We start from the raw sequence: 20,444 nt of genomic DNA on the forward strand, positions 1-20,444 counted from the left end.
TGGGGCCCATGGCCATACTGTCAGGGATCTTCTCTGCAGGCTGCCTGCCGCCATATCCACTGCGTATATTATATAATGTTGCACCTGCCCTGCCCCACAGAAATCCACGGCTTCGGGCTTGCAAGAATCTGCCGCACTGCGTACAAGAATGACACGCCTCTTGGCGGATATCACAGAAAGGAGCCAGTATGGGTTTTTGTAATGCTTCGTGCAGCTTTACCCGTTTCAGGATCATCGACCCCATCCCTTCGGAACTCTGGACGCAGATCCCCGACAAGCTGCGCCAGTTCGCCTTTCGGGACATCGACGACCTGCCCGAGATGCAGGCCTATGGCTGGGTATGCTTCGAGGATATGCTGGACTCCGAATGGCGGACGGCCCCCCACATAAAGGAGCCTACCTGCTCTTTTCTCTGCGCCTGGATACCCGGCGCATCCCGGCCGCTGTCATTAAAAAGCATTTGACCCTGGCCCTGAAGGCCGAAAAGGAAAAAATGCAGGAACAGGGCAAAAAGTTCATTTCCCGTGAACGCAAGAAGGAGCTCAAAGAACAGGTCATGCTCCGCTTGCGTCAGCGCTTCCTGCCCATCCCGGCCGAGTTCAACGTCATCTGGGCAACGGATCGCAATGAGGTCTGGTTTGCCTCCACCCAGGGGAAGATGATCGATCTGTTCATGGAGGCATTCCTTAACTCCTTTGAACTGCATCTTGAGCAGATCACTCCGTACAGCTTGGCCGAGACCATGCTCGACGAAGCGGCCATGAGCCGCCTGGATCGTATCGAGGCCACCCAGTTCGCCGCCCTTTCCTGATTCGCGAGGTCATCCCATGAGTGATACACCCTGTCTGGATTCTACGGACAACATTCTTGGCCAGGAGTTCCTTACCTGGCTGTGGTACCAGAGCGATGTGGCGCCCGGAGCCTTTGTGGACAAGGAAGGCCAGCCGTTCTCCGTATCCATGGAACAACGTATCGTCGTCCAGGGCGGTGAAGGCGACGCCAAAGAAACGGCCACCGTCGCCGGCACGCTCTCCCCTCTTCGCGAAGCCCGTTTCGGTCTCGGTACGGGAAAGAAAGTCACTCGCGCCCTCATCCGGCTTGAAAAGGAAGAACTGGCCTTCCAGTTCACCCTCAAGGCCGAGGACTTCACCCTGGGCAGCCTGAAGCCCCCCAAGGTGGAAAAGCCTGAAGAGGACGATGATCCGGACGCCATGTTGCTGGAAAAGATTTATTTGATGGAAGTCTGCCTCGGCCTCCTGGACAGCCTGTATGACCGGTTCCTCCAGCTGCGCCTTTCGCCGCAATGGCAGCAGGAAGTGGCCGACATGCGGCAGTGGATGACCCGGACGGAATAGTAACGGAGGATATGCGTGCAGGCGGTCTGTTCATCCCGCAATGCGGCCCTGCTGCAGCTGACGTTGCGCATCGTGCGCAAACTGCTGTGGATGCTGCTTGTCTTATGGGGGATCACCCTCATCAGCTTCTGGGTCATCCATCTCGCGCCCGGTTCGCCCACCGATATGGAAACGACCCTCAATCCTCTGGCCGGCGAGGCGGCCCGCCAGCGCCTGGAGGCCCTGTACGGCCTGGACAAACCCCTGCATGTACAATATCTGGACTGGCTCTCACGCCTTGTACGTCTGGATTTCGGTCTGTCCATGTCAGCGGACGGGCGCCCCGTGCTGGACAAGATCATGGAGCGGCTGCCCCTGACCGTGGGCATGAACGTCATCTCCCTGATCCTGACGCTCGTCATCGCCATCCCCATCGGCATCCTCTCGGCCTGCCGCCAGAATTCCCTTCTGGACAGGGGCGTGACGGTCTTCGTCTATCTCGGCTTTGCTATGCCCTCGTTCTGGCTAGCATTGCTGCTGATGCTGTTTTTCGGTATCCATCTGCAATGGCTGCCTATTTCAGGCCTGACCTCCATGAATTTCGACAGCCTCGGCCCTGTGGACAAGGTGCTTGACCTGGCACGCCATCTGGCATTGCCGATCCTGGTCTATACCATCGGCAGTCTGGCGGGCATGTCGCGCTACATGCGGGCCTGCATGCTCGAAGTCCTGCGGCAGGATTACATCCTGACCGCCCAGGCCAAGGGCCTGTCCCCCCGCACGATCATCTGGCGCCATGCCCTGCGCAATGCCCTGCTCCCGGTCATCACCCTGCTGGGCCTCTCTGTCCCCGGACTCATCGGCGGCAGCGTCATCATCGAGTCCATCTTCGCCCTGCCGGGGCTGGGGCAATTGTTCTATGCGGCGGTCATGGCCCGTGACTATACCATGATCATGGGCAATCTGGTCCTGGGGGCCGTGCTGACCCTGCTGGGGAATTTGCTGGCGGATGTCTGCTACGGTCTGGCCGATCCACGCATCCGCAGTAGCCGGGAGGTTCGCTGATATGTGTGGTCCCTTGCTGCGTCGCTTTCTCGGCCGTCATCTCATGCTCTGCCTGGGGCTTGGCATCGTGCTGGTCATGTCGCTGGCAGCGCTGTGCGCTCCCCTGCTCGCGCCTTATGATCCCAATGCCCTGCATCTGGACCACATCCTGGAGCCGCCGTCCTCCATGTTCTGGCTGGGTACGGACCGCCTGGGGCGGGACGTTTTTTCCCGCCTGCTCTACGGCGGCCAGATCTCGCTGTGGGTCGGCTTTGTCGCTGTAGGCATCTCCGTCAGCATCGGGACGGGGCTGGGATTGATCAGCGGTTATTTCGGCGGTCTGGTGGATGAAGGGATCATGCGCGGTGTGGACATCATGCTCTGCTTCCCCTCGTTCTTCCTGATCCTCTCGGTCATCGCTTTTCTGGAGCCGAGCCTGACCAACATCATGATCGTCATCGGCCTGACATCCTGGATGGGGGTCGCCCGTCTGGTCCGCGCCGAGACCCTGAGCCTGCGCCAGCGGGATTTCGTATCGGCGGCGCGCCTGTCCGGCTGCTCCACCTGCCGGATACTGCTGCGCCACATCCTGCCCAACACGCTGGCCCCGGTGCTCATTTCCGCCACGCTGGGCGTGGCCGGCGCCATCCTGGTGGAATCCGGTCTCAGCTTCCTTGGGCTTGGTGTTCAGCCGCCCACGGCCAGCTGGGGGAACATGCTCATGGAAGGCAAGACCGTTCTGGAAGATGCCCCCTGGCTTTCCTTTTATCCGGGTGTCGCCATCCTGGTGACCGTGCTGGGCTATAACCTGCTGGGTGAAAGCCTGCGTGACCTCCTTGATCCCCGTCTCAAAAAATAGGTCCTATCCATGCTGGAATATTTGCGTATCCGCAATCTCGCTCTCATCGAAGACGCCGAACTCGACTTTGCCCCGGGCATGAACGTGCTCACCGGCGAAACAGGGGCAGGCAAAAGCTTTATCCTTAAAGCCCTGGGCTTTTTGCTGGGCGACAGGCTGGGCGCCGATATGGTACGGCAGGGAGCGGAAAAGGCCCAGGTCGAAGCTCAGTTCCTGATGGACGGACGGGAGATCGTCATCCGGCGCAGTCTGCTGGCCGAAAGCGGCCGCAGCCGCCTGTATGTGGATGATGCCCTGCGCTCTCAGGAATGCGTGCGTTCCCTGCGGGAACAATTGCTGGCCCATGCCAGCCAGCACGGACAGCAGCAATTGTTGCAGCCTGCCTTTCAGGCCCGCCTCATGGAAAGCACGCTGAAAGATCCCGATTTGTTGTGCCGGCGTGACGAACTGCTTGAACAGCTGCGCTCCGTGGAGGCCCGCCGCAAGGAACTGCGGGCCCGGGAGGCCCACCTGCTGGAGCGCCGGGACATCCTGGAGATGCAGCAGCAGGAGATCGACCGCGTCGCCCCTGAGGCCGGTGAAGAAGAGCGCCTTGAAGAGCAGCGGGCCATCGTCCGTGCCGCCGAACAGACCCGCGAACAGTATGAGCTGGCACTGGGCCTGCTGCATGGCGAGGAAGAACCCGGCCTGCTCGACATGCTGGGACGGCTGGAGCGCTGCCTGCACCAGATGGCTCGGACAGACGACTCCGTCAGCGAGGATGCCGATGCCGTTACGGCCCTGCGTCAGCAGCTTTCCCATCTGAGCGGCCGCCTGCGCCGTCCTCCCCTGCCGGAGGACATGCCCGATGTGGAGCAGATGGAGGAACGGCTCTATGCTTTGGCCCAGCTCAAGCGCAAGCTGCACCGCTCGCTGGACGAGATCCTTGAGCTGCGCGAAGAGATCCGCGAAAACATCTCCTTCCTCGATGCCTGCGCGCTGGATATCACCCTGCTGGACAAGGAAGAAAAACAGCTGGCGGCCCAGCTGCAGGAAGTGCTTTCCGCCCTGCTCCCCCAGCGCCGCGAAGCTGCCGCGGATTTCGCCCGGCAGCTGGAAGAGGAGCTGCGCCAGCTGGGATTCTCCGAGCAGGTCCGGGTCATCCCTGATTTCATGCCACAGGAAGTCTGGCCCGGCCTGATGGATGAAAAGGTGCGTATCCTTTGGGCCCCCAACCCCGGGCAGGCCCCCCAGCCGCTGGACAGGATCGCTTCGGGCGGCGAGCTTTCCCGCTTCCTGCTCGCCCTCATGAGTGTCCGCCCCAAGGCGGAAAGCGCGACCTATATCTTTGACGAAGTGGACGCCGGCGTAGGTGGCCTTACGCTAAACAAACTGGCGGAAAAATTGGAAAATCTTGCAAAACAGCGACAAATGCTTGTCATCACGCACTGGCCGCAGCTGGCGGCCCGGGCACAAAAGCACTTCCAGATCAGCAAGACCATCCGGGACAACGCCACCTTCACGACCTGTGTCCCGCTCGATGCCCGCCAGCGCCATGCGGAACTGGTGCGTATGGCGGGTGGGGGCCAGCAAGGTGAGGCTCTGGCAGCCAGCCTTGAAGGGCGCAGCTATCAGCTGACGATGTTCTAAACATTCATTTCTTAAAGTTTAGCTTTAAGTTTTTTGCAAGATATCATCATAACCTGCTGGAACTTTTTCCATAGTTTCTCCAGCGCATGCCCGGCTTTCACGCCGCTCGCAAGAAGCGTATCTGGCTGCAGGCAAGGCACGAAGACATACGGCAAAAGGGCTCCTTCCTGTTGGGAAGGAGCCCTTTTTTTTCAGATCCGGCCCAAAAGTTTTTTAGGCCGCACTCCCCTGCGTTCCTTGAAGCGTATGCGCCATGCCGCGCACCGGCAGGGCCGCCCGCACGACATTTTCCAGAGCATCGACCGCTGCCGGCAGCTTCCCGGAATTGTCGATACGCACGAGCCGTTCCAGACTAATGGCAGGCAGCGGTGCCAGCGCACGCTGCAAACGTTCTTCCAGATCCTTGCCCTGCTCTCTTCCCCGGGCCAGCAGGCGTTGCCGCAGTATGGCCGGCTCAACCTCCACCAGCACGGGGATAAGGTCAGGATAACGCCGCAGGGCTTCCGGCAGATATTCCCGCGAACCGTTGACGATCACGCAGATATCGTGTTCCAGGCTGCCGTCGATGGAGCGACCGATGCCGTACTGGCAGCCGTGGCTGCTCCAGCGCATGGCCAGACGCCCCTGGGCCTCCAGGGAAAGGATGCTCCCGGCGGAAAGCGCCATATGCTGTTCCCCTCCGGCGCAGGCCGGACGGCTGATATAGCGCCGGGCAAAGGCCACCGGCAGACCGCGCAACCGGGGCCGCAGGGCCGACAGCAGGCTGTCCTTGCCGGATCCCGACGGTCCCATGACATAGATGAGGGTGCCGCGCATCAGTACACCTGCACGCCCTGACGCCAGACATTGCGGACCACCGGCATGTCGTCCATATGGTGGACGCGGACCATGTCCGCGCGGCGCCCGGTATCGATGCGGCCGCGGTCATCCAGACCCACGCTTTCGGCCGGATTGGCGCTGACCAGATTGACGGCTGCGGGCAGCGGCATGATCTCCTTGGCGGCCAGTTCAAAGACCGCGGCCAGCAGGCTGGCGGGCACATAATCGGAAGACAGGGCCCCCAGATGCCCTTCCTTCGCCACGTCCAGAGCCGAGGCATTGCCGGAATGGGATCCGCCGCGCACGACATTGGGGGCCCCCATCATGACCAGCATCCCGTTTTCCGAGGCACAGCAGGCGGCCTCCGTGGTGGTGGGGAACTCGCTGATGGAGATGCCGTTGCTCAGTGCCTCTTCCACATGCTCCACCAGCGTATCGTCATGGCTGGCCATGGGCAGGTGGTGCTGGCGGCAAAATTCCATGACCGAGGCGGCGTTGTCGTTGGCGCAGCTGTCCCGGACCTCTTCCAGTTCGTGCATCATGGCCGTGAACTCTTCATCGGTCCAGGACTTGATGTTGCTGTAATAGGTCCGGTAGGCCGTGGTATCACGCCACTGGCGCTGCCCGGGCGTGTGGTCCATCAGGGAGACCAGCTTCAGGCAAGGCGTGTCCGACAGCGGGAAGAACAGGTCACGCATGCGGGGATCGGCCACTTCACAGCGCAGGTGCAGCAAATGGTCGGCACGCAGCATGCCCGACCGGCGGCAGTGGTTCAGGGCGTCCACACCGCGCCCCAGCATGGCGATGCGCCCCTTGTCATGATATTCGCCCACGGACAGGGCGTCGAACACGGTGGTGATACCGGCCGCCACGATCTGGGCATCATGGGCGAAAAAGGCGGGTTCCGCCTGAGGCCAGACCACTTTGGGACGGGGCACCAGATGCTTTTCCAGATTGTCGGTATGCAGTTCCACGAAACCGGGCAGCAGATAATCCCCTTCGCAGTCGATGCATTCCAGACCGGCCGCGGGCTGGATGTCGCCTTCGTCCACATCGGCCACCAGGCCGTCGCGCACCAGCACATGCCCCTGCATCACGGTGGTGGGCGTCACCACCCGGGCGTTACGCAACACATATTCTTTCATGGATGATCTCCGATTATGCTTCTCTGATCGTTGGTTCTTGGGGATCCGTCTCAGCTTACGGCCTGTCCATGGGGACGATCCTGTCCGCCACGGCATTGCGGGCCACGTCATCATGGAAGATGCCCACGATGGCGCTGCCCCGCTCCCGGGCCTCATGGATGAGGTCGATGACCACCTGCCGATTGATGCCGTCCAGGGAGGCGGTGGGTTCGTCCAGCAGCAACAACGGCATGGGCCGGATGAGCCCGCGCGCGATGTTCACACGTTGCTGTTCCCCGCCGGAAAACGTGGCCGGGGCCACATGCCAGAGGCGTTCGGGCAGGTTGAGGCGGGCCAGCATCTCCTGCGCGGCATCAAGGGCCGTCTCATGGTCTTCACCGGCGTCCAGCAGGGGTTCGGCCACCAGATCCAGGGCACTCACGCGCGGGATGACACGGAGGAACTGGCTGACATAGCCGATGCATTCCCGGCGCACACGGCTGATGGCACGCGTGGAGGCCGTGGCCATGTCCGTCTCGCAGCCTTCACAGCAGACGAGCACCTGCCCAGAGCTGGGCAGATAGTTGCCGTACAGCGTCTTGAGCAGGGTCGACTTGCCGGCCCCGGAAGGCCCGTGCAGGGCCACGCACTCCCCGGCACGTACATCGAAATTGACGTTCTGCAGCGCCTGGATGCGGATGCCGCCCTGCTGGTGCAGGACAAAGGTTTTGCACAGGTGGCGCACCTCCACCACAGGAGCGTCGCCGGCAGGATGATTGAACTGATGCATGAGAACGCTCCTTGTCAGCACTGCAGGATGGAAGAGACCAGCAACTGGGAATAGGGATGCTGCGGATCGTCCAGGACCTGATCCGTCAGACCGGTCTCCGCCACTTCACCGTGGTACATGACGATCAGGCGGTGCGAGAGCAGCCGGGCCACGGCCAGATCGTGGGTCACGAGCACCACGGCCAGCCCCATGTCGCGCACCAGATGGCGCAGCAGGTCCAGCAGGCGGGCCTGGACGGACACATCCAGACCGCCGGTGGGCTCGTCCATGAAGACGAGACGCGGCGTGGTCACCAGATTGCGGGCGATCTGCAGGCGCTGCTGCATACCGCCGGAATACTGGGACGGCGTATCGTCCACGCGCTGCACGGGGATCTCCACCCGTTCCAGCCAGTCCAGGGCCGTGGCACGCAAGTTCCCGTAATGCCGGGCCCCGTTGGCCATGAGACGTTCGCCGATATTGGCACCGGCGCTGACCGACATGCGCAGGCCGTCGCGAGGATGCTGATGGACGAAGCCCAGCTCGGTACGCAGCAGACGGCGGCGATGGGCTTCATCAAGGCTGTGGATATCCAGCACGCTGCCGTCAGCCGCCGTGTAATGGACATGACCGGCGGAAGGTTCCAGACGGCCGGAAAGCATGTTCAGCAGCGTGCTTTTGCCGGAGCCGGATTCTCCCACGATGCCAAGGACTTCCCCGGGCCACAGATCCAGCGAGACGTCCCTGCAGCCGATGCGGCTGCCGTAACGCCGCGTCAGCCGGCGGGCGGAAAGGACGGGATCAAGATTGGTATCCAAGAGGCTCACGGCTATTTCTCCTCCCTGGAAGCGGCAGCGCCGCCCTGTCCGGCCACGCGCCGGGCACAATTGTCGGTATCGGAACAGACGAACATGCGCGTCCCGGCGTCATCCATGACGATCTCATCCAGATAGGTATCGGTGGCACCGCAGATGGCGCAGCACTGATCCCAGCTCTGGGGCGTGAAGGGGTAGTCCTCAAAGTCGAGGCTGACCACATCCGTATAGGGAGGGATGGCGTAGATGCGCTTTTCCCGGCCGGCACCGAAAAGCTGCAATGCCGGGCACTGATGCATCTTGGGGTTGTCGAAACGCGGGATGGGCGACGGGCTCATGATGTAGCGGCCATTGACCTTCACGGGATAATCGAAGCCGGTGGCGATATCGCCATGCCGCATGATGTCCTCATACAGCTTGATGCTCATGATGCCGTATTCTTCCAGCGCATGCAGGGTACGGGTCTCCTTCTCACTGGGCTCGAGCCAGCGCAGGGGCTCCGGCATGGGTACCTGGTAGACCATGATCTGATCCTCGCGCAGGGGCTGCTCGGGGATGCGATGGCGGGTCTGGATGATGCTGGCTTCCCCGGTGTGGGTGGTCGTGGTCACGGCCGCGGTGCGTTCGAAGAAGCGGCGGATGGAAACGGCATTGGTCGTATCGTCCGAGCCTTGGTCGATGACCTTGAGCACGTCGTCGCGGCCGATGATGCTGGCCGTGACCTGGATGCCGCCCGTCCCCCAGCCGTAGGGCATGGGCATCTCACGGCTGGCAAAGGGCACCTGGTAGCCGGGGATGGCCACCGCCTTGAGCAGGGCCCGGCGCACCATGCGCTTGGTGCCTTCATCGAGATAGGCAAAATTGTAGCCTTCCAGCCCGGAGGCCACAGGCGTGGTCGTCAGGTTCTCAGGCATGGCTGGCCTCCGCATGTTTTTCGGACGCGGCAGCAGCCTGCTCTTCCGCGTGCTTACGTTCCCGCAGCTGGCGGATCAGGGAAAGCTCCGCCTGAAAGTCCACATAATGCGGCAGCTTGATATGCTGCACGAAACCGGACGCATCCACGTTGTCCCCATGCATGAGCACGAATTCGGGATTCTGGGCAGGGCCTATCTGGTCTTCCTGCAATTCCCGGGCGCGCAGGGCGCGATCCACGATGGACATGGACAGGGCCTTGCGTTCGTTGTTGCCGAAGACGAGCCCGTAACCGCGGGTGAAGCAGGGCTCGAGGGCACGGCCGGTATACCGGCTGACCATGTCGCATTCGGTGAGCTCCACTTCGCCCAGAGTGATGGCAAAGCCCAGCTCTTCCGGGATGATGGTCAGCTCCACGAAACCGCGGCGCAGTTCTCCGGTGAAGGGATGGACGGCGCCGTAACCGCGCTGGGTGGAATAAGCCATGCCCAGCAAAAAGCCTTCATCGGCACGGGCCATGGATTGCAGGCGCACGGCCCGGTCTCCGGAGCCGTCGGCCGGCAGTTCCAGCGGCTGACGGGTGATGTCCAGGCAGTCATTGCCTTCATGCGAAGGGGCCACGGCTTCCATCAGGCCTTCACGCCCAAGAGCCTCCATGGCTCTGGGCAGCGGTTCCTGCAGCAGGGCCTGCGTGTCGGCCGCCACCATCACCAGATCTTCCTCCGTCCTTTCGGGCTCCACGTCCCGGGGAGCGGTCCCGGGCACGGCCAGACCGCGATCCAGCAGGCGGTGCGTGTAGTCAAAGGTGGATCCCAGGATCTGGCCGCCGGGCAGATCCTTCCACGTGGCGGAGATGCGCCGCTCCACCCGCATGCGGGAAGTATCCATGGGCTCGGAGACACCGAAGCGGGGCAGGGTCGTACGGTAAGCCCGCAACAGGAAGATGGCTTCTACAGCGTCGCCCTGGGCCTGCTTGAAGGCCAGCGCGGCCAGTTCGGGGCTGTACAGGGAGCCTTCGGCCATGATGCGGTCCACGGCCAGCTTGAGCTGCCCTGCCAATTGTTCAAGTGTTACTTCAGGAATTTGCACATCGCCCCGCCGCTCCCGGGCAAGCAGGGCATGCGCCGCGGCAATGGCCTTTTCGCCACCTTTTACAGCTACATACATTGGGACACCTCGTCTGCGGCAGGGCTCAGGCAGGTCGTACGGGGCAGGCCGGTCAGGCGGCCCGGCCCGCAAAGCAGCATGTCCACACCCAGCGGGAATTGCTCATGGTTGCGCTGCCACTGGGCCAGGAAACCAGCCGGCATACGGCAGGAAAAATCACAGTTGCCCACGATGCCGGGGCCGGAAGCGGTGATGGCGGCCGTTTCCCTCTCCTCTACCCCGCCAAGGCAGATGGTCGTGGAGCGATCCGGGTATTCAGCCTCTCCCTGATGAAAACAGCATAGGTCAGGAAGCGCTTCCACACCGGGGACAAAGGCGAACGCGGCCCGATCGGGCTCGGCCACCAGGACCGTGCCGCAATGGAAACGGAACCAGGTCCTGACGTCTTCCGTATCCAGCCCGGGCGCCAACCATACCGTGGTCTCGTTATCGCACAGCGCAAGGGCCAGGGCCGCCAGTTCCGGGCTCAGCCCGGCAGGCAGCTCGTCCGCGGCGGCATCCACAGGACCGGGCTCGAAGGTATGCGCCTGGGCAGGCCGGGACAGCGCGGTGAGGGCCAGACGGAACACCTGTTGTGCCTGCCCTACGGGATCCGTCCAGGACAGGCGGGAACATTGCTGATCGCTCACTGGTCTTCTCCGCGTACAAAGGTGAAAAAGTTGACTTTCGTACCTGCCGCGTCGCGGGCGGCAGCCTTTCTTTTTTCGGCTATGGCCTGTTCCAGGCAAGGCCGCAGCTTTTCGTCCAGCAGCACCGCGTAGCTTTCCTGCTGCCACAGGGCGTCGCACAGGGCCGCCAGTTCCGCATGGCGGGGCGATTCCCCCATGATCCAGGCATGGCCAAACGTCTTTTCTTCCAGCTGGACGACACAGCGGGTGACCAGCACTTCCCCTATGTTGAAGACATCGCCGACATTGCCGACGCGTCCCCGGGCCATCACGAGCCCCGTTTCGGGCCCGCGCACGATGCGGTAGCCAGGCAGGCTGATCCCGGACAGTGCCTCAGCAAGGCAGGTCTCCGGGGCAAGCGCCAGCAGGCGCATGCGTTCCTGCCGCAAACTCATGTTCATGATACTTCCAATAGTCGTTGTGTTAGGCATTCCCGGTTCGCGCCAGAGCGAAGCGGGTCGTCAGGCGGAAGGGCAACGCCCGGTCCGTCTGGCAAAAAAGACACACAGAATCCATGGCCAGGGGCTTGTCGATGACCGGCTCCAGATACTGGTTCAGGGCCGCTTCCACCTGCGCGGCCCTCTCAGGAGGCAGAGGGCCTGTCAGGGTGATATGGAAGCGGAACAGATCCAACACATGATGATAGCCCCAGCGCAGGAGGTTGCGCCGTTCATCACGGCTCAGGGGTTCCCGCCGGTCCACGTCCCTCTGGTCGAGAGGGGCCCGGAAGCGGTCCAGTTCCGTCACGCAATCCCGCTCCAGAGCGGCCATGGCCGATTCCGATGCGGCATCCCCCTGCCGGGGGACCAGGGCCAGAAAATAGGCCTGGCGCGCACCCGAGTGGACGGGCAGCCGCTGCAAACCCAGCGGCGCCGTCAGCCAGGATGCATGGCGTTCCGCCACCTTCCGGCAGACATCCTTCAAGGCGGCAAGCATGCTCTCCGAGGTGGAGCGCAGCTCAAACGGCGCCTTGAGAGTGGCATGCAGGCCGTAATGGGCCGGCGTTTTGGCCAGGGATGTCCACAAACCGTGTTCCACCCCCGCAGGGGCCACGGGGCCGCCCGGCAGGCTGCTGCCGTCCCGGCAGTCCCGGCCGAACAGGGGGGCCATCAGCCGGTATAGGGGCTCGTCCCTGTGCGGGGCGTAATAAAGAGCGTAACGGGCGGCCATCTTACAGCACCATTTTGCGCAGACGCTGGGAAAGCAGGTCGAACAGGGTCACCACCAGCACGATGATGGCCATGACCGCACAGGTCTGCTGGAAGTTGAAGCTGCGGAACAGTTCCCACAGCACCATGCCTATACCGCCGGCACCGACCATGCCCACCACCGTGGCAGAGCGTACGTTGGCTTCGAAGCGGTACAGGGAGTAGGATATCCAGAGGGGGAACACCTGGGGGATGACCCCGAAGATGATCTCTTCCAGAAAGCTGGCCCCCGTAGAACGGACGCCTTCCACCGGCGAGACCTCGATGGCCTCCACCGCCTCGGAAAAGAGCTTGGCCAGCGTGCCCGTGGTGTGCACCCAAAGGGCCAGCACACCGGCAAAGGGGCCAAGGCCCACGGCGACCACGAACATCATGGCAAAGACCATCTCGTTGATGGCGCGGGCCGCGTCCATGAGACGGCGCACCGGCTGGCAGATCCACCAGGGGGCGATATTCTCGGAAGACATGATGCCCAGCGGCACCGCACAGATGACCGCCAGCAAGGTGCCCCAGATCGCCACATGCAGGGTGACGATCATTTCTTCCACATACATGCGCCAGTCCGTGAAGTCCGGCGGGAAGAAATCGGATATCAGGGTAAGGATGTTGCCGCCCTGCTCCACCAGCGCCATGGGCTTCATCTCGGCGCCGCGCCAAGCCCAGGCCAACATGGCCAGGACAAGGCCCCAGATGACCAGGCGGAAGATCTCGGCGCGCAGATCGCGCGGCGGCTGCAGGGCCATTTTCATTTCAGCTTCCATAACGATGCGTTCCTTGTGCCCTGTCCCCGCTTACTTGCCGAGTTCGGCCAGCTTGCGTTCGATCTCGGCGATCTTGGCGGCCTTTTCCTTGGCATCCATATCCTTGTTGCCTTCCAGCACCGTCTTGGCACGGAACAGCTCCAGCTGGCGCAGCGGGATCAGCTGGCTGTTGTCGGACTTGATGAAGGGGCCCCACTGCAGGGCGGTCAGGATCTTGCGGGCCTGCTCCACGTTCTCGCCCTTCACGCCGTAGCTGAAGATGAAGTCCGTGATCTTTTTCTTGGTCTCGTCAGGCAGGTCCTTGCGCCAGACCAGGGGATCGCTGGGGATAAGAGGAGACTTCCAGATCACGCGCAGTTCCTTAGCCTTTTCGGGAGCGGTGATAGCCAGGCGGGCCAGTCCTTCGTTGTTGCAGGTCGCCACGTCCACGGTATTGTTGGCCACGGAGAGCGCATTGGCCTCGTGGTTGGCGGACACGGTACGGGCGAAGATCTTCTGGGGATCCTTGCCGTTTTTGGCAAAGACGTAATAGCCGGGCACCAGGAAGCCGGACGTGGAGTTGGGATCGCCATTGCTGAAGCTCAGCTTGGAGGCCTGGGCAAACATGTCGTCGAGGTTCTGGAGCGGGCTCTTCTTGTTGACGATCAGGCAGGAGTAATAGCCCTTGCTGCCGTCAGGAGCGGTGGTCTGGGCAAAAACTTCGCCATTGGCGCGGTCCACCATCACCATGGCGCCCTTGTTGCCGATCCAGCTCAGGTCGACTTTTTTGAAGCGCATGCCTTCGATGACTCCGGCATAGTCACTGGCAAAAAAGGCTTTGACTTCCATGCCGAGGGCCTTGCTCATATCCTTGAGGAAAGGATCCCAAAGCACCTTGAGGTTCTGGCTGGCCTCGGTGGAGATGATGCCGAAATTGAGGGTCTGCTGGGCCTGGGCAGTCAACGCGCTGCCCAGCAGCATGGCAGAGACCAGCAGGCCGGAAAGAAGACGGGAAAACATGTATTTTCTCCTTGGATAAAATGGTGAGGCAAAGGGATCAGGATGAGCACTAGGCAGCGCGGGACGTCTCGCGGACAGGGCTGCCGGGCAACGGCATCGTTTCCTGGGTATTGGTCTTGGCGGCAAAAAGCTCATCGCTTTCAGCGCCGTAGAGTTCCGCCAGGAACTGGGGCGTCAGACGTTCCGTGGGGCCGTCGTAGACGATCTCGCCCTTTTTCAGGGCCACGGTACGGGGGCAGAAACGCATGGCGTAGTCCACCTGGTGCAGGGTCACCACAACGGTGAGGTCATCCTTCTGGTTGAGGTCACGCAGGGTCTGCATGACATTGCGGGCCGATTCGGGGTCCAGCGAGGCGATGGGCTCGTCAGCCAGCAGCACGCGGGCACGCTGCACCAGGGCACGGGCGATGGCGGCACGCTGCTGCTGCCCGCCGGAAAGGGTACCGGTGCGCTGCCAGGCCTTTTCCCCGATCCCCACACGGGACAGGGCCCTGAGGGCCAGCTCTTTGTCATCCGTATGGAAAGCGCCGGTCAGGCTGCGCCACAGGCTGGTACGGGCCAAAGCCCCCAGCATGACATTGCGGGCCACGCTCATGCGCTCCACCAGGTTGAACTGCTGGAAGATCATGCCGATACCGGCGCGGATACGTCGGATGTCCCGGCTGATGAAGCCGTTTTTCTGCACGATCTCGCTATCGACCCGCACCAGGCTCTCGCCCTTGTCCGCGGCGGTCAGACCGCAGATGTGGCGCATGAGCGTGGATTTGCCGGAACCGGAAGAGCCGATGAGGGCCACCATCTCTCCCGGGGCCACATGCAGGTTGATGTGGGAAAGACCTTTGCTGCTGCCGAACGTTTTATTGAGATTGCTGATGTGGATCATGCGAATGCTCCCGTTGAAGTTGACTGGCTCACAATGGGCGAAACGCATGGCGAAACGGTGACGCGTCCATGATGAAAGCCCAACGTTTGCGTCACCGTTTGCAAGAGGGAATGTGACGGTTCGGAAGCATCCCCTGTACCCTCCAACGACAAAAGGCATCCTTCCACGAAGGGAGGGATGCCTTTTGTTTTCAGTCAGATAAAAGAAGCTTCAGATTTACCAGCGGCTGGGATCGCGGCATTCCTGCCGCCCGAAGGTGCAGACGCCGCACATGTCTGAACTGTCAACGAAACGGCCGTCTGCAGTATAAAAATCGACCACAGGGCCATGCCCGCAGATGACGCACCGGCGCTCATAATCCGGGCAGGCCCGATACAGGGGCGGAAGATCCGGGCTGCCTGCCATCATCTTTTCCACAGAAACACGCGTGAATTCCGGCTGGGACATGATGCTTTCGAACATATCAGAAAAAGCTACGCCGCAAAGGACGGTTCATGTTCTGGGGGACGAACTGACAGCGGGAAAGGCCAAAGCATTCGGAACGCTCGCCGCAGGGAAGACGCGATGCCGTCAGGTGCATGCGCGGGCAGGTGGCCAGGATCCCCTGGTCCAGCATATCCTGCCAGCGGGACTCCACAAGCTGCACCGGCACACGCACCGGTTCCACGGGCCTGGAAGGACGGGCCTCCCTGCTCGTCCGGCCTCGGTTTTCTCCTGTCCTGGGGATTCTCCGGCTGTTTCTGGCCGACGCTTTTTCCCGGTTCATGCGCCGTTCCTTCTGGCATTGGGGGCAGATATGCCCACGGGGCCCGGGAGCAATGAAAGAACGACCACAACGGGTGCAAATGACGGGACAAAATGAGGAAATCATGCGCCACCTCCCTGAAAGGGGCTGGGTGCCGGACAGGATCGAGCAAGGAGGACAAAAGACGGCATCTTGCCGCCGGTCTGCTTCCTGCCCGGATGTGCTTTCAGACTGCCCTGTCCTTTCGTCAACGCTGTGAGCGCCCGGTGACAATTCAGCTCCATGTGCAGCAAGGTGGGCAACTCTTTTCAAACCTTTTCCCATGCGCCCTCTCCAGCCAGTCTTCGTCTCCCGGAAGAGCCGCGCAGCAACCTTCCCCAGAAAAGCCAAACCATCGGCATCCTTCCTGTCATCGTGCCGTCCACCTGCCGCAGCCACCGGACATAAAAAAAGAGCCGGAGCGATCTCCGGCTCGTTGTATCCAAGCGTTGCAAAGAAGCTATCCGCGCAGGGCGCGCTTCAGGGCATCCCTGTAGATGCGCAGGACCATCAGACGGGCATATTTCTTGTTCTCCGCAGGGACCACATGCCAGGGGGCATCTTCCGTGCTGGTACGCAGGAACATCTCGTCCGCGGCACGGGCATATTCGGGCCACTTGTCACGGTTCCGCCAGTCTTCATCGGTGATCTTGTAGCGTTTCCACGGAATGGCCTCACGCTCCCGGAAACGCCGCAGCTGTTCCTCCGGCGAGATGTGCAGCCAGAACTTGAGCAATATATTGCCGTTGTTGGTCAGCTGATGCTCAAAATGATTGATCTCGGCATAGGCACGAGCCCAGTCTTCCTTGGGGGTCAGCTTTTCCACGCGTTCCACCAGGACACGGCCGTACCAGGAGCGGTCATAGATGGTGATGAAACCGGCACGGGGGATGTGCCGCCAAAAACGCCACAGGTAGTGGTGCGCCAGCTCTTCATCTGAAGGCGCGCTGATGGGGATGACGCGCGTGATACGGGCGTCCGTCCCGGCCGTGAGGCGCCGGATGGCTCCCCCTTTGCCGGCGGCATCCCAGCCTTCGAAGATGAGGGTGGACGAGATGCCTTTTTTGTATGCCCGGTACGAGAGCTGGTAGATCTCCTTCTGCAGGCGCTTCAGCTCTTTCTGGTAATGCTCGGGAGCCTGCACGCTGGAAAGGTCGATGGCATCCAGGGTGGAGACCAGGGATTCACGGGCATCTTCTTCCACTTCGGGCACGGATTCCAGCACCTTGAGGCGGGCGGCGCGGGCATCATGTGCGGCAATGGTCCGCTCGATACCTGCGATGATGGCTTTCACCACAGACAGGTTGCGGAAATTGGGATCCGCGGCGTCGATGATGCTCCAGGGAGCGTTGTCCCGGTCTGTCAGCATGATGGCCCGGGACGCGGCGCTGACCATGCCATCGTAATCCGCGGCGATCTTCTTGTCGGACGGCGAAAAATGCACCAGGGCCCGGTTCTCCTGCCGCTCTTTGAGCGCACGGGCATGGTCCTTTTTATTGAGATGGAGCCAGAGCTTGATGATGGCCATCCCGGATTCCGCCAACCCGGATTCCAGGGCCTGCCAGCGGTGCATGCTGGCGGTGAACTCGTTTTCCCCCACATCCTTGCAACAGCGCTGCCGCATGGCCTCACCGTACCAGCCATCGTAAAAGACCGCCGTCTGTCCGGCAGCCGGAAGCTGGCGCCAGAAACGCCAGGGCCAGGGGCGGGCCTTTTCTTCGTCGGTCACCAGCCAGAAAACATGGTTCTGCACATGCTTGCTGTCCATCCATTCCGACAGGAGGTTGATGATGGCGCCGCGTCCGGAACCGACCAGGCCGGCCACCGTGATCAGGACAGGGATCTTGCGCTCGATGCACTGCAACTGCGCATTGAAAAGACGCATGCGCAGCTGGGGGGCTTTTTCTTCAAACTCTTTGTTACTGCATGCTCTGCCAAGGGCTGCCGATTCAAACATAATATCCAACCTTGCTCAAAATGTTTGCACGGGAAGCGGACACACAGCTCCGGCACATTCCCGGCACTCCAGGATAGTCAACGCACATTCTGCTCCTGGAGTTTTGGGACAGCATAGCTTTTTTCTTCGGCTTCGTCAGCCCGCACGAGTGGGACCATCCTGAGAATCCTGCCTCCTTCCTAAGCAGATACCGGGATAGACGAGGCTCTTCGGAGCGGACGCCGTCTGCTCCGTCCACTTGCGGCATGCTGCAAACGGCGAGGTCGTCCCCTATGCGGCTTTTCCTCCCATGCAGGAAACTGCCTGCGTTCCTGCCGTGTTGCATATATCCTTCCCACAGCCTGCAACATATCCAGTTGCGTCTGGACATATTCCCGCGTCGTCAAAGGGCCGCCTTTTTGGCCCTGGGCTACAAGGATGCCAAGCTGTATGACGCACCTTTCCAGGATGTCCACGAGCATCTTATCTTGTTTCACATCATCCCCCATCGCAGTATGCGATCACCTTTACATCTGCCTTGAAAGATAATCTGTCCAAAGATCCTTCCAAAAGACGGAATTATCTGTTCCGGAGTTAAAAGATGATACGAACGCAACTCTTCAGATTCCCTAGCACCCTTCCCCAAATAATGAGTAAAATAAAGTGCATATATAATTATATACATAAAGGAGTGAAAAAACTGTTACTTGTTTGTCTACTTCTAAGCGTATCTTTAGGAGCTAGATGTGCCCAAAAAGTTCATAAGGACTGGTTTGCTCATGATGGAAGCCGTTCTGATGCCATTGTAAAATTGGCTATCACGTGGAATCCTGCAATGGAAATACCGCAGGCAGATCGTGAACAAGCAGACGCCTTGGCAGCGGCAAAGTGTAGAGTATGGGGATATACCGGAGCGGAACCGTTCGGCTCTATTGTACAGCGCTGTACTCAAATGGGGCACAATGGATACTCTGTTGTTTGTTACCAGATGCAAGCTGAAGTCACCTATCAGTGTCTAGGTAATCCCGGGCAAAATCAGCCTGAGCCAGTAGGTAAATCCATCAAACCATAATAGGCAACCGGAGGGCATATCCCAAAGACTTTACCGTCTTCATCCTGCCTTATCCAGGGGCCTTAGAAAAATATGCTCTATGACGGCAAAGGACTGTGTAACCCCGCGAAAAGAAAAGGCCCACGGTGCATTTTGGTGCACTGTGGGCCTCTGGGACATGCGCTGATGGTGGAGGCGGGGGACATAGAACAACATGCTTAACTATTTATAATACAAGAATATCTTTAAAATATATCAAATTCGATACCCCCGAATGTACCCCGTCTCTTTGCCCGCTATACGGGTTCAACTCCCCTGCCCCCTTCGAAGGAAGAAACTGTGATCGAAATGAGCGAAAAATTTTTTTCAGCGCTCAAATTTCGATTTTAAGCCCATAAAAAAATTTTTCTGCAACGTGGTATGGAAAAATACGAAAAACTCCCTAGAACGAAAATATGGAGCGCTTTGACGAAATGGGCTTTTTTTAGTTCTGGGAATTTCCCAAAAGGGACTTCTGCGGGTCAAAAGCGCCTTAAGCACAGACTCCCCATGGCGTGTTGACAGAATTGATAAAATATGTACTTATATCTGTACAAAAGGAGGCGCATATGTCGCAGGCCATCACCTACACCGAGGCACGGCAGAACCTTGCAGAAACCATGAACCGGGTTTGTGACCACCACGAACCCGTCATCATCACGCGCCAGAAGTCTCCCTCCGTGGTACTGATGTCCCTGGAGGACTACAACGCCATCATGGAAACAGCCTACCTGCTGCGTTCCCCGGCCAATGCCGCCCGGTTGCGGGAAGCATTGCACGCCGCTGACGCGGGCAAGACGGTACAGCATGACCTTGAGGACTGACCATGCTGCTGACCTGGACGCCCCAAGCGTGGGAAGATTATCTGTACTGGCAGGTGACCGACAAACGGACAGTGAAGCGCATCAATGAGCTGCTGCGTGATGCGCTCCGCAATCCGTTTGAAGGCCTTGGCAAGCCGGAGCCGCTCCGCTTTGACCTTGCGGGATGCTGGTCCCGCCGCATCAATCAGGAGGACCGCCTCGTGTATCGCCTTGACGAGCAGGGGGCGGCCCTGATCGTCCTCCAGTGCCGCTACCACTACTGAAGGTTTCGCCTTCGCTGTCTACCTGCGTTGACAAGCTCTTTTGTCTACGAGAGGCGGCTCTTCGGGGCCGCCTTCTTTTTTTCCTTCCTTCACTTCTCCTCTCCCAGCCCATTGCCCCAGCCCAGCCGACATGGTAGCCTGCCGCTATCGTCAAGAATTATCCTGAGGGGGAAGATCAAATGCAATTTTTTAGCATAATACTAGGAATCGCCTATTTAGGAATGGGGATTGTCCAAATATCCGCTATTGCAGACGGCATCCATGCTTGGTTGGGATGGGATGGTCTGCTCGCTGGCTTCCTTGCTTTTATTCTTGGATATTTTCCTCTTATTGGCAGTATATGCGGTGTCGCAGGTGCCTATTATGCATGGGGATGAGGTTTAATACCTTCAATCGCTTTATTTTTTTGGTATATACCACTCATAATAGCCTTTTTTGTCACATCATCATTTCAAAATTACTTTAAAAATAAAAAACATACAAAAGAAGTTGATGCTCGTGAAATAGATATTTGTATAAATGATAAAAATTTTTTTCACAAAATTATAAATGGAGA

At 60.1% G+C, this 20,444-nt stretch carries 23 protein-coding genes and 1 pseudogene; 9 read left to right on the forward strand and 15 right to left on the reverse strand.

Annotated elements, in window-relative coordinates; translation table 11 throughout:
• The first annotated feature begins 188 nt into the window (after positions 1 to 188).
• The 5 genes and pseudogenes from rdgC to DESPIG_RS05120 all read left to right on the forward strand — a co-directional run bounded on the left by rdgC (position 189) and on the right by DESPIG_RS05120 (position 4,866).
• Positions 189 to 811: pseudogene (gene rdgC / locus DESPIG_RS05100) on the forward strand (recombination-associated protein RdgC).
• Positions 812 to 827: 16 nt separating this feature from the next.
• Positions 828 to 1,355, forward strand: a complete 528-nt coding sequence (locus tag DESPIG_RS05105) for a hypothetical protein (RefSeq protein WP_006005815.1) — start codon at positions 828 to 830, stop codon at positions 1,353 to 1,355.
• A 15-nt stretch (positions 1,356 to 1,370) separates the two neighbouring features.
• On the forward strand, positions 1,371 to 2,399 hold the full coding sequence (locus DESPIG_RS05110) for an ABC transporter permease (protein ID WP_006005817.1): 1,029 nt from the start codon (positions 1,371 to 1,373) through the stop codon (positions 2,397 to 2,399).
• Position 2,400: 1 nt separating this feature from the next.
• Complete coding sequence (locus DESPIG_RS05115; RefSeq protein ID WP_040369298.1) at positions 2,401 to 3,237, forward strand: ABC transporter permease; 837 nt, start codon at positions 2,401 to 2,403, stop codon at positions 3,235 to 3,237.
• A 9-nt stretch (positions 3,238 to 3,246) separates the two neighbouring features.
• Positions 3,247 to 4,866 carry a DNA repair protein RecN gene (locus DESPIG_RS05120; protein WP_040369300.1) on the forward strand — a complete coding sequence of 540 codons (1,620 nt, stop codon included), beginning with the start codon at positions 3,247 to 3,249 and terminating at the stop codon, positions 4,864 to 4,866.
• 213 nt (positions 4,867 to 5,079) lie between these two features.
• On the opposite strand, the gene phnN is transcribed toward DESPIG_RS05120, so the two are convergent.
• The 15 genes from phnN to pap all read right to left on the reverse strand — a co-directional run bounded on the left by phnN (position 5,080) and on the right by pap (position 17,732).
• A complete protein-coding gene (phnN, locus tag DESPIG_RS05125; protein WP_006005828.1) occupies positions 5,080 to 5,682 on the reverse strand; it encodes a phosphonate metabolism protein/1,5-bisphosphokinase (PRPP-forming) PhnN in 603 nt (200 codons plus the stop codon).
• Positions 5,682 to 6,830: an alpha-D-ribose 1-methylphosphonate 5-triphosphate diphosphatase gene (locus DESPIG_RS05130; RefSeq protein ID WP_006005831.1), complete on the reverse strand. Its 1,149-nt coding sequence runs from the start codon at positions 6,828 to 6,830 to the stop codon at positions 5,682 to 5,684. The genes phnN and DESPIG_RS05130 overlap by 1 nt, the downstream gene beginning before the upstream one ends.
• Before the next feature lie 55 nt (positions 6,831 to 6,885).
• A complete protein-coding gene (phnL, locus tag DESPIG_RS05135) occupies positions 6,886 to 7,599 on the reverse strand; it encodes a phosphonate C-P lyase system protein PhnL (protein WP_006005833.1) in 714 nt (237 codons plus the stop codon).
• 14 nt (positions 7,600 to 7,613) lie between these two features.
• A complete protein-coding gene (gene phnK, locus DESPIG_RS05140; protein WP_006005835.1) occupies positions 7,614 to 8,405 on the reverse strand; it encodes a phosphonate C-P lyase system protein PhnK in 792 nt (263 codons plus the stop codon).
• 2 nt (positions 8,406 to 8,407) lie between these two features.
• Positions 8,408 to 9,307 (reverse strand): alpha-D-ribose 1-methylphosphonate 5-phosphate C-P-lyase PhnJ, encoded by a 900-nt coding sequence (locus tag DESPIG_RS05145; protein ID WP_006005837.1) that lies wholly within the window; start codon positions 9,305 to 9,307, stop codon positions 8,408 to 8,410.
• Positions 9,300 to 10,472 carry a carbon-phosphorus lyase complex subunit gene (locus tag DESPIG_RS05150; RefSeq protein ID WP_006005839.1) on the reverse strand — a complete coding sequence of 391 codons (1,173 nt, stop codon included), beginning with the start codon at positions 10,470 to 10,472 and terminating at the stop codon, positions 9,300 to 9,302. The genes DESPIG_RS05145 and DESPIG_RS05150 overlap by 8 nt, the downstream gene beginning before the upstream one ends.
• A complete protein-coding gene (phnH, locus tag DESPIG_RS05155) occupies positions 10,463 to 11,101 on the reverse strand; it encodes a phosphonate C-P lyase system protein PhnH (protein WP_006005840.1) in 639 nt (212 codons plus the stop codon). Before phnH ends, DESPIG_RS05150 begins: the two co-directional genes overlap by 10 nt.
• A complete protein-coding gene (gene phnG, locus DESPIG_RS05160) occupies positions 11,098 to 11,541 on the reverse strand; it encodes a phosphonate C-P lyase system protein PhnG (RefSeq protein WP_006005842.1) in 444 nt (147 codons plus the stop codon). Before phnG ends, phnH begins: the two co-directional genes overlap by 4 nt.
• Before the next feature lie 22 nt (positions 11,542 to 11,563).
• Entirely contained in the window at positions 11,564 to 12,310 is a 747-nt protein-coding gene (locus DESPIG_RS05165) for a DUF1045 domain-containing protein (RefSeq protein ID WP_006005844.1), read from the reverse strand.
• A gap of 1 nt (position 12,311) precedes the next feature.
• A complete protein-coding gene (gene phnE / locus DESPIG_RS05170) occupies positions 12,312 to 13,109 on the reverse strand; it encodes a phosphonate ABC transporter, permease protein PhnE (RefSeq protein WP_006005845.1) in 798 nt (265 codons plus the stop codon).
• 30 nt (positions 13,110 to 13,139) lie between these two features.
• Positions 13,140 to 14,108 carry a phosphonate ABC transporter substrate-binding protein gene (gene phnD, locus DESPIG_RS05175; protein WP_006005847.1) on the reverse strand — a complete coding sequence of 323 codons (969 nt, stop codon included), beginning with the start codon at positions 14,106 to 14,108 and terminating at the stop codon, positions 13,140 to 13,142.
• Positions 14,109 to 14,157: 49 nt separating this feature from the next.
• Positions 14,158 to 14,991, reverse strand: coding sequence for a phosphonate ABC transporter ATP-binding protein (phnC, locus tag DESPIG_RS05180; protein ID WP_040369442.1), 834 nt, complete (start codon positions 14,989 to 14,991; stop codon positions 14,158 to 14,160).
• Positions 14,992 to 15,207: 216 nt separating this feature from the next.
• A complete protein-coding gene (locus DESPIG_RS05185) occupies positions 15,208 to 15,453 on the reverse strand; it encodes a hypothetical protein (protein WP_006005851.1) in 246 nt (81 codons plus the stop codon).
• Position 15,454: 1 nt separating this feature from the next.
• Positions 15,455 to 15,643, reverse strand: a complete 189-nt coding sequence (locus DESPIG_RS05190) for a hypothetical protein (RefSeq protein WP_147589101.1) — start codon at positions 15,641 to 15,643, stop codon at positions 15,455 to 15,457.
• A 592-nt stretch (positions 15,644 to 16,235) separates the two neighbouring features.
• Positions 16,236 to 17,732 (reverse strand): polyphosphate:AMP phosphotransferase, encoded by a 1,497-nt coding sequence (pap, locus tag DESPIG_RS05195; protein WP_006005857.1) that lies wholly within the window; start codon positions 17,730 to 17,732, stop codon positions 16,236 to 16,238.
• Between the two features lie 628 nt (positions 17,733 to 18,360).
• Between pap and yecR the strand changes: the two genes are divergently transcribed.
• The 4 genes from yecR to DESPIG_RS13665 all read left to right on the forward strand — a co-directional run bounded on the left by yecR (position 18,361) and on the right by DESPIG_RS13665 (position 20,265).
• Entirely contained in the window at positions 18,361 to 18,783 is a 423-nt protein-coding gene (yecR, locus tag DESPIG_RS14525; RefSeq protein ID WP_370684898.1) for a YecR family lipoprotein, read from the forward strand.
• 587 nt (positions 18,784 to 19,370) lie between these two features.
• Entirely contained in the window at positions 19,371 to 19,625 is a 255-nt protein-coding gene (locus DESPIG_RS05200) for a type II toxin-antitoxin system Phd/YefM family antitoxin (protein ID WP_006005864.1), read from the forward strand.
• 2 nt (positions 19,626 to 19,627) lie between these two features.
• Positions 19,628 to 19,888 (forward strand): Txe/YoeB family addiction module toxin, encoded by a 261-nt coding sequence (locus tag DESPIG_RS05205; RefSeq protein ID WP_006005866.1) that lies wholly within the window; start codon positions 19,628 to 19,630, stop codon positions 19,886 to 19,888.
• A 179-nt stretch (positions 19,889 to 20,067) separates the two neighbouring features.
• Positions 20,068 to 20,265: a hypothetical protein gene (locus tag DESPIG_RS13665; RefSeq protein WP_147589103.1), complete on the forward strand. Its 198-nt coding sequence runs from the start codon at positions 20,068 to 20,070 to the stop codon at positions 20,263 to 20,265.
• Positions 20,266 to 20,444 lie beyond the last annotated feature (179 nt).

The sequence above is a fragment of the Desulfovibrio piger ATCC 29098 genome, assembly GCF_000156375.1.
GTDB classification, from domain to species: Bacteria; Desulfobacterota; Desulfovibrionia; order Desulfovibrionales; family Desulfovibrionaceae; genus Desulfovibrio; species Desulfovibrio piger.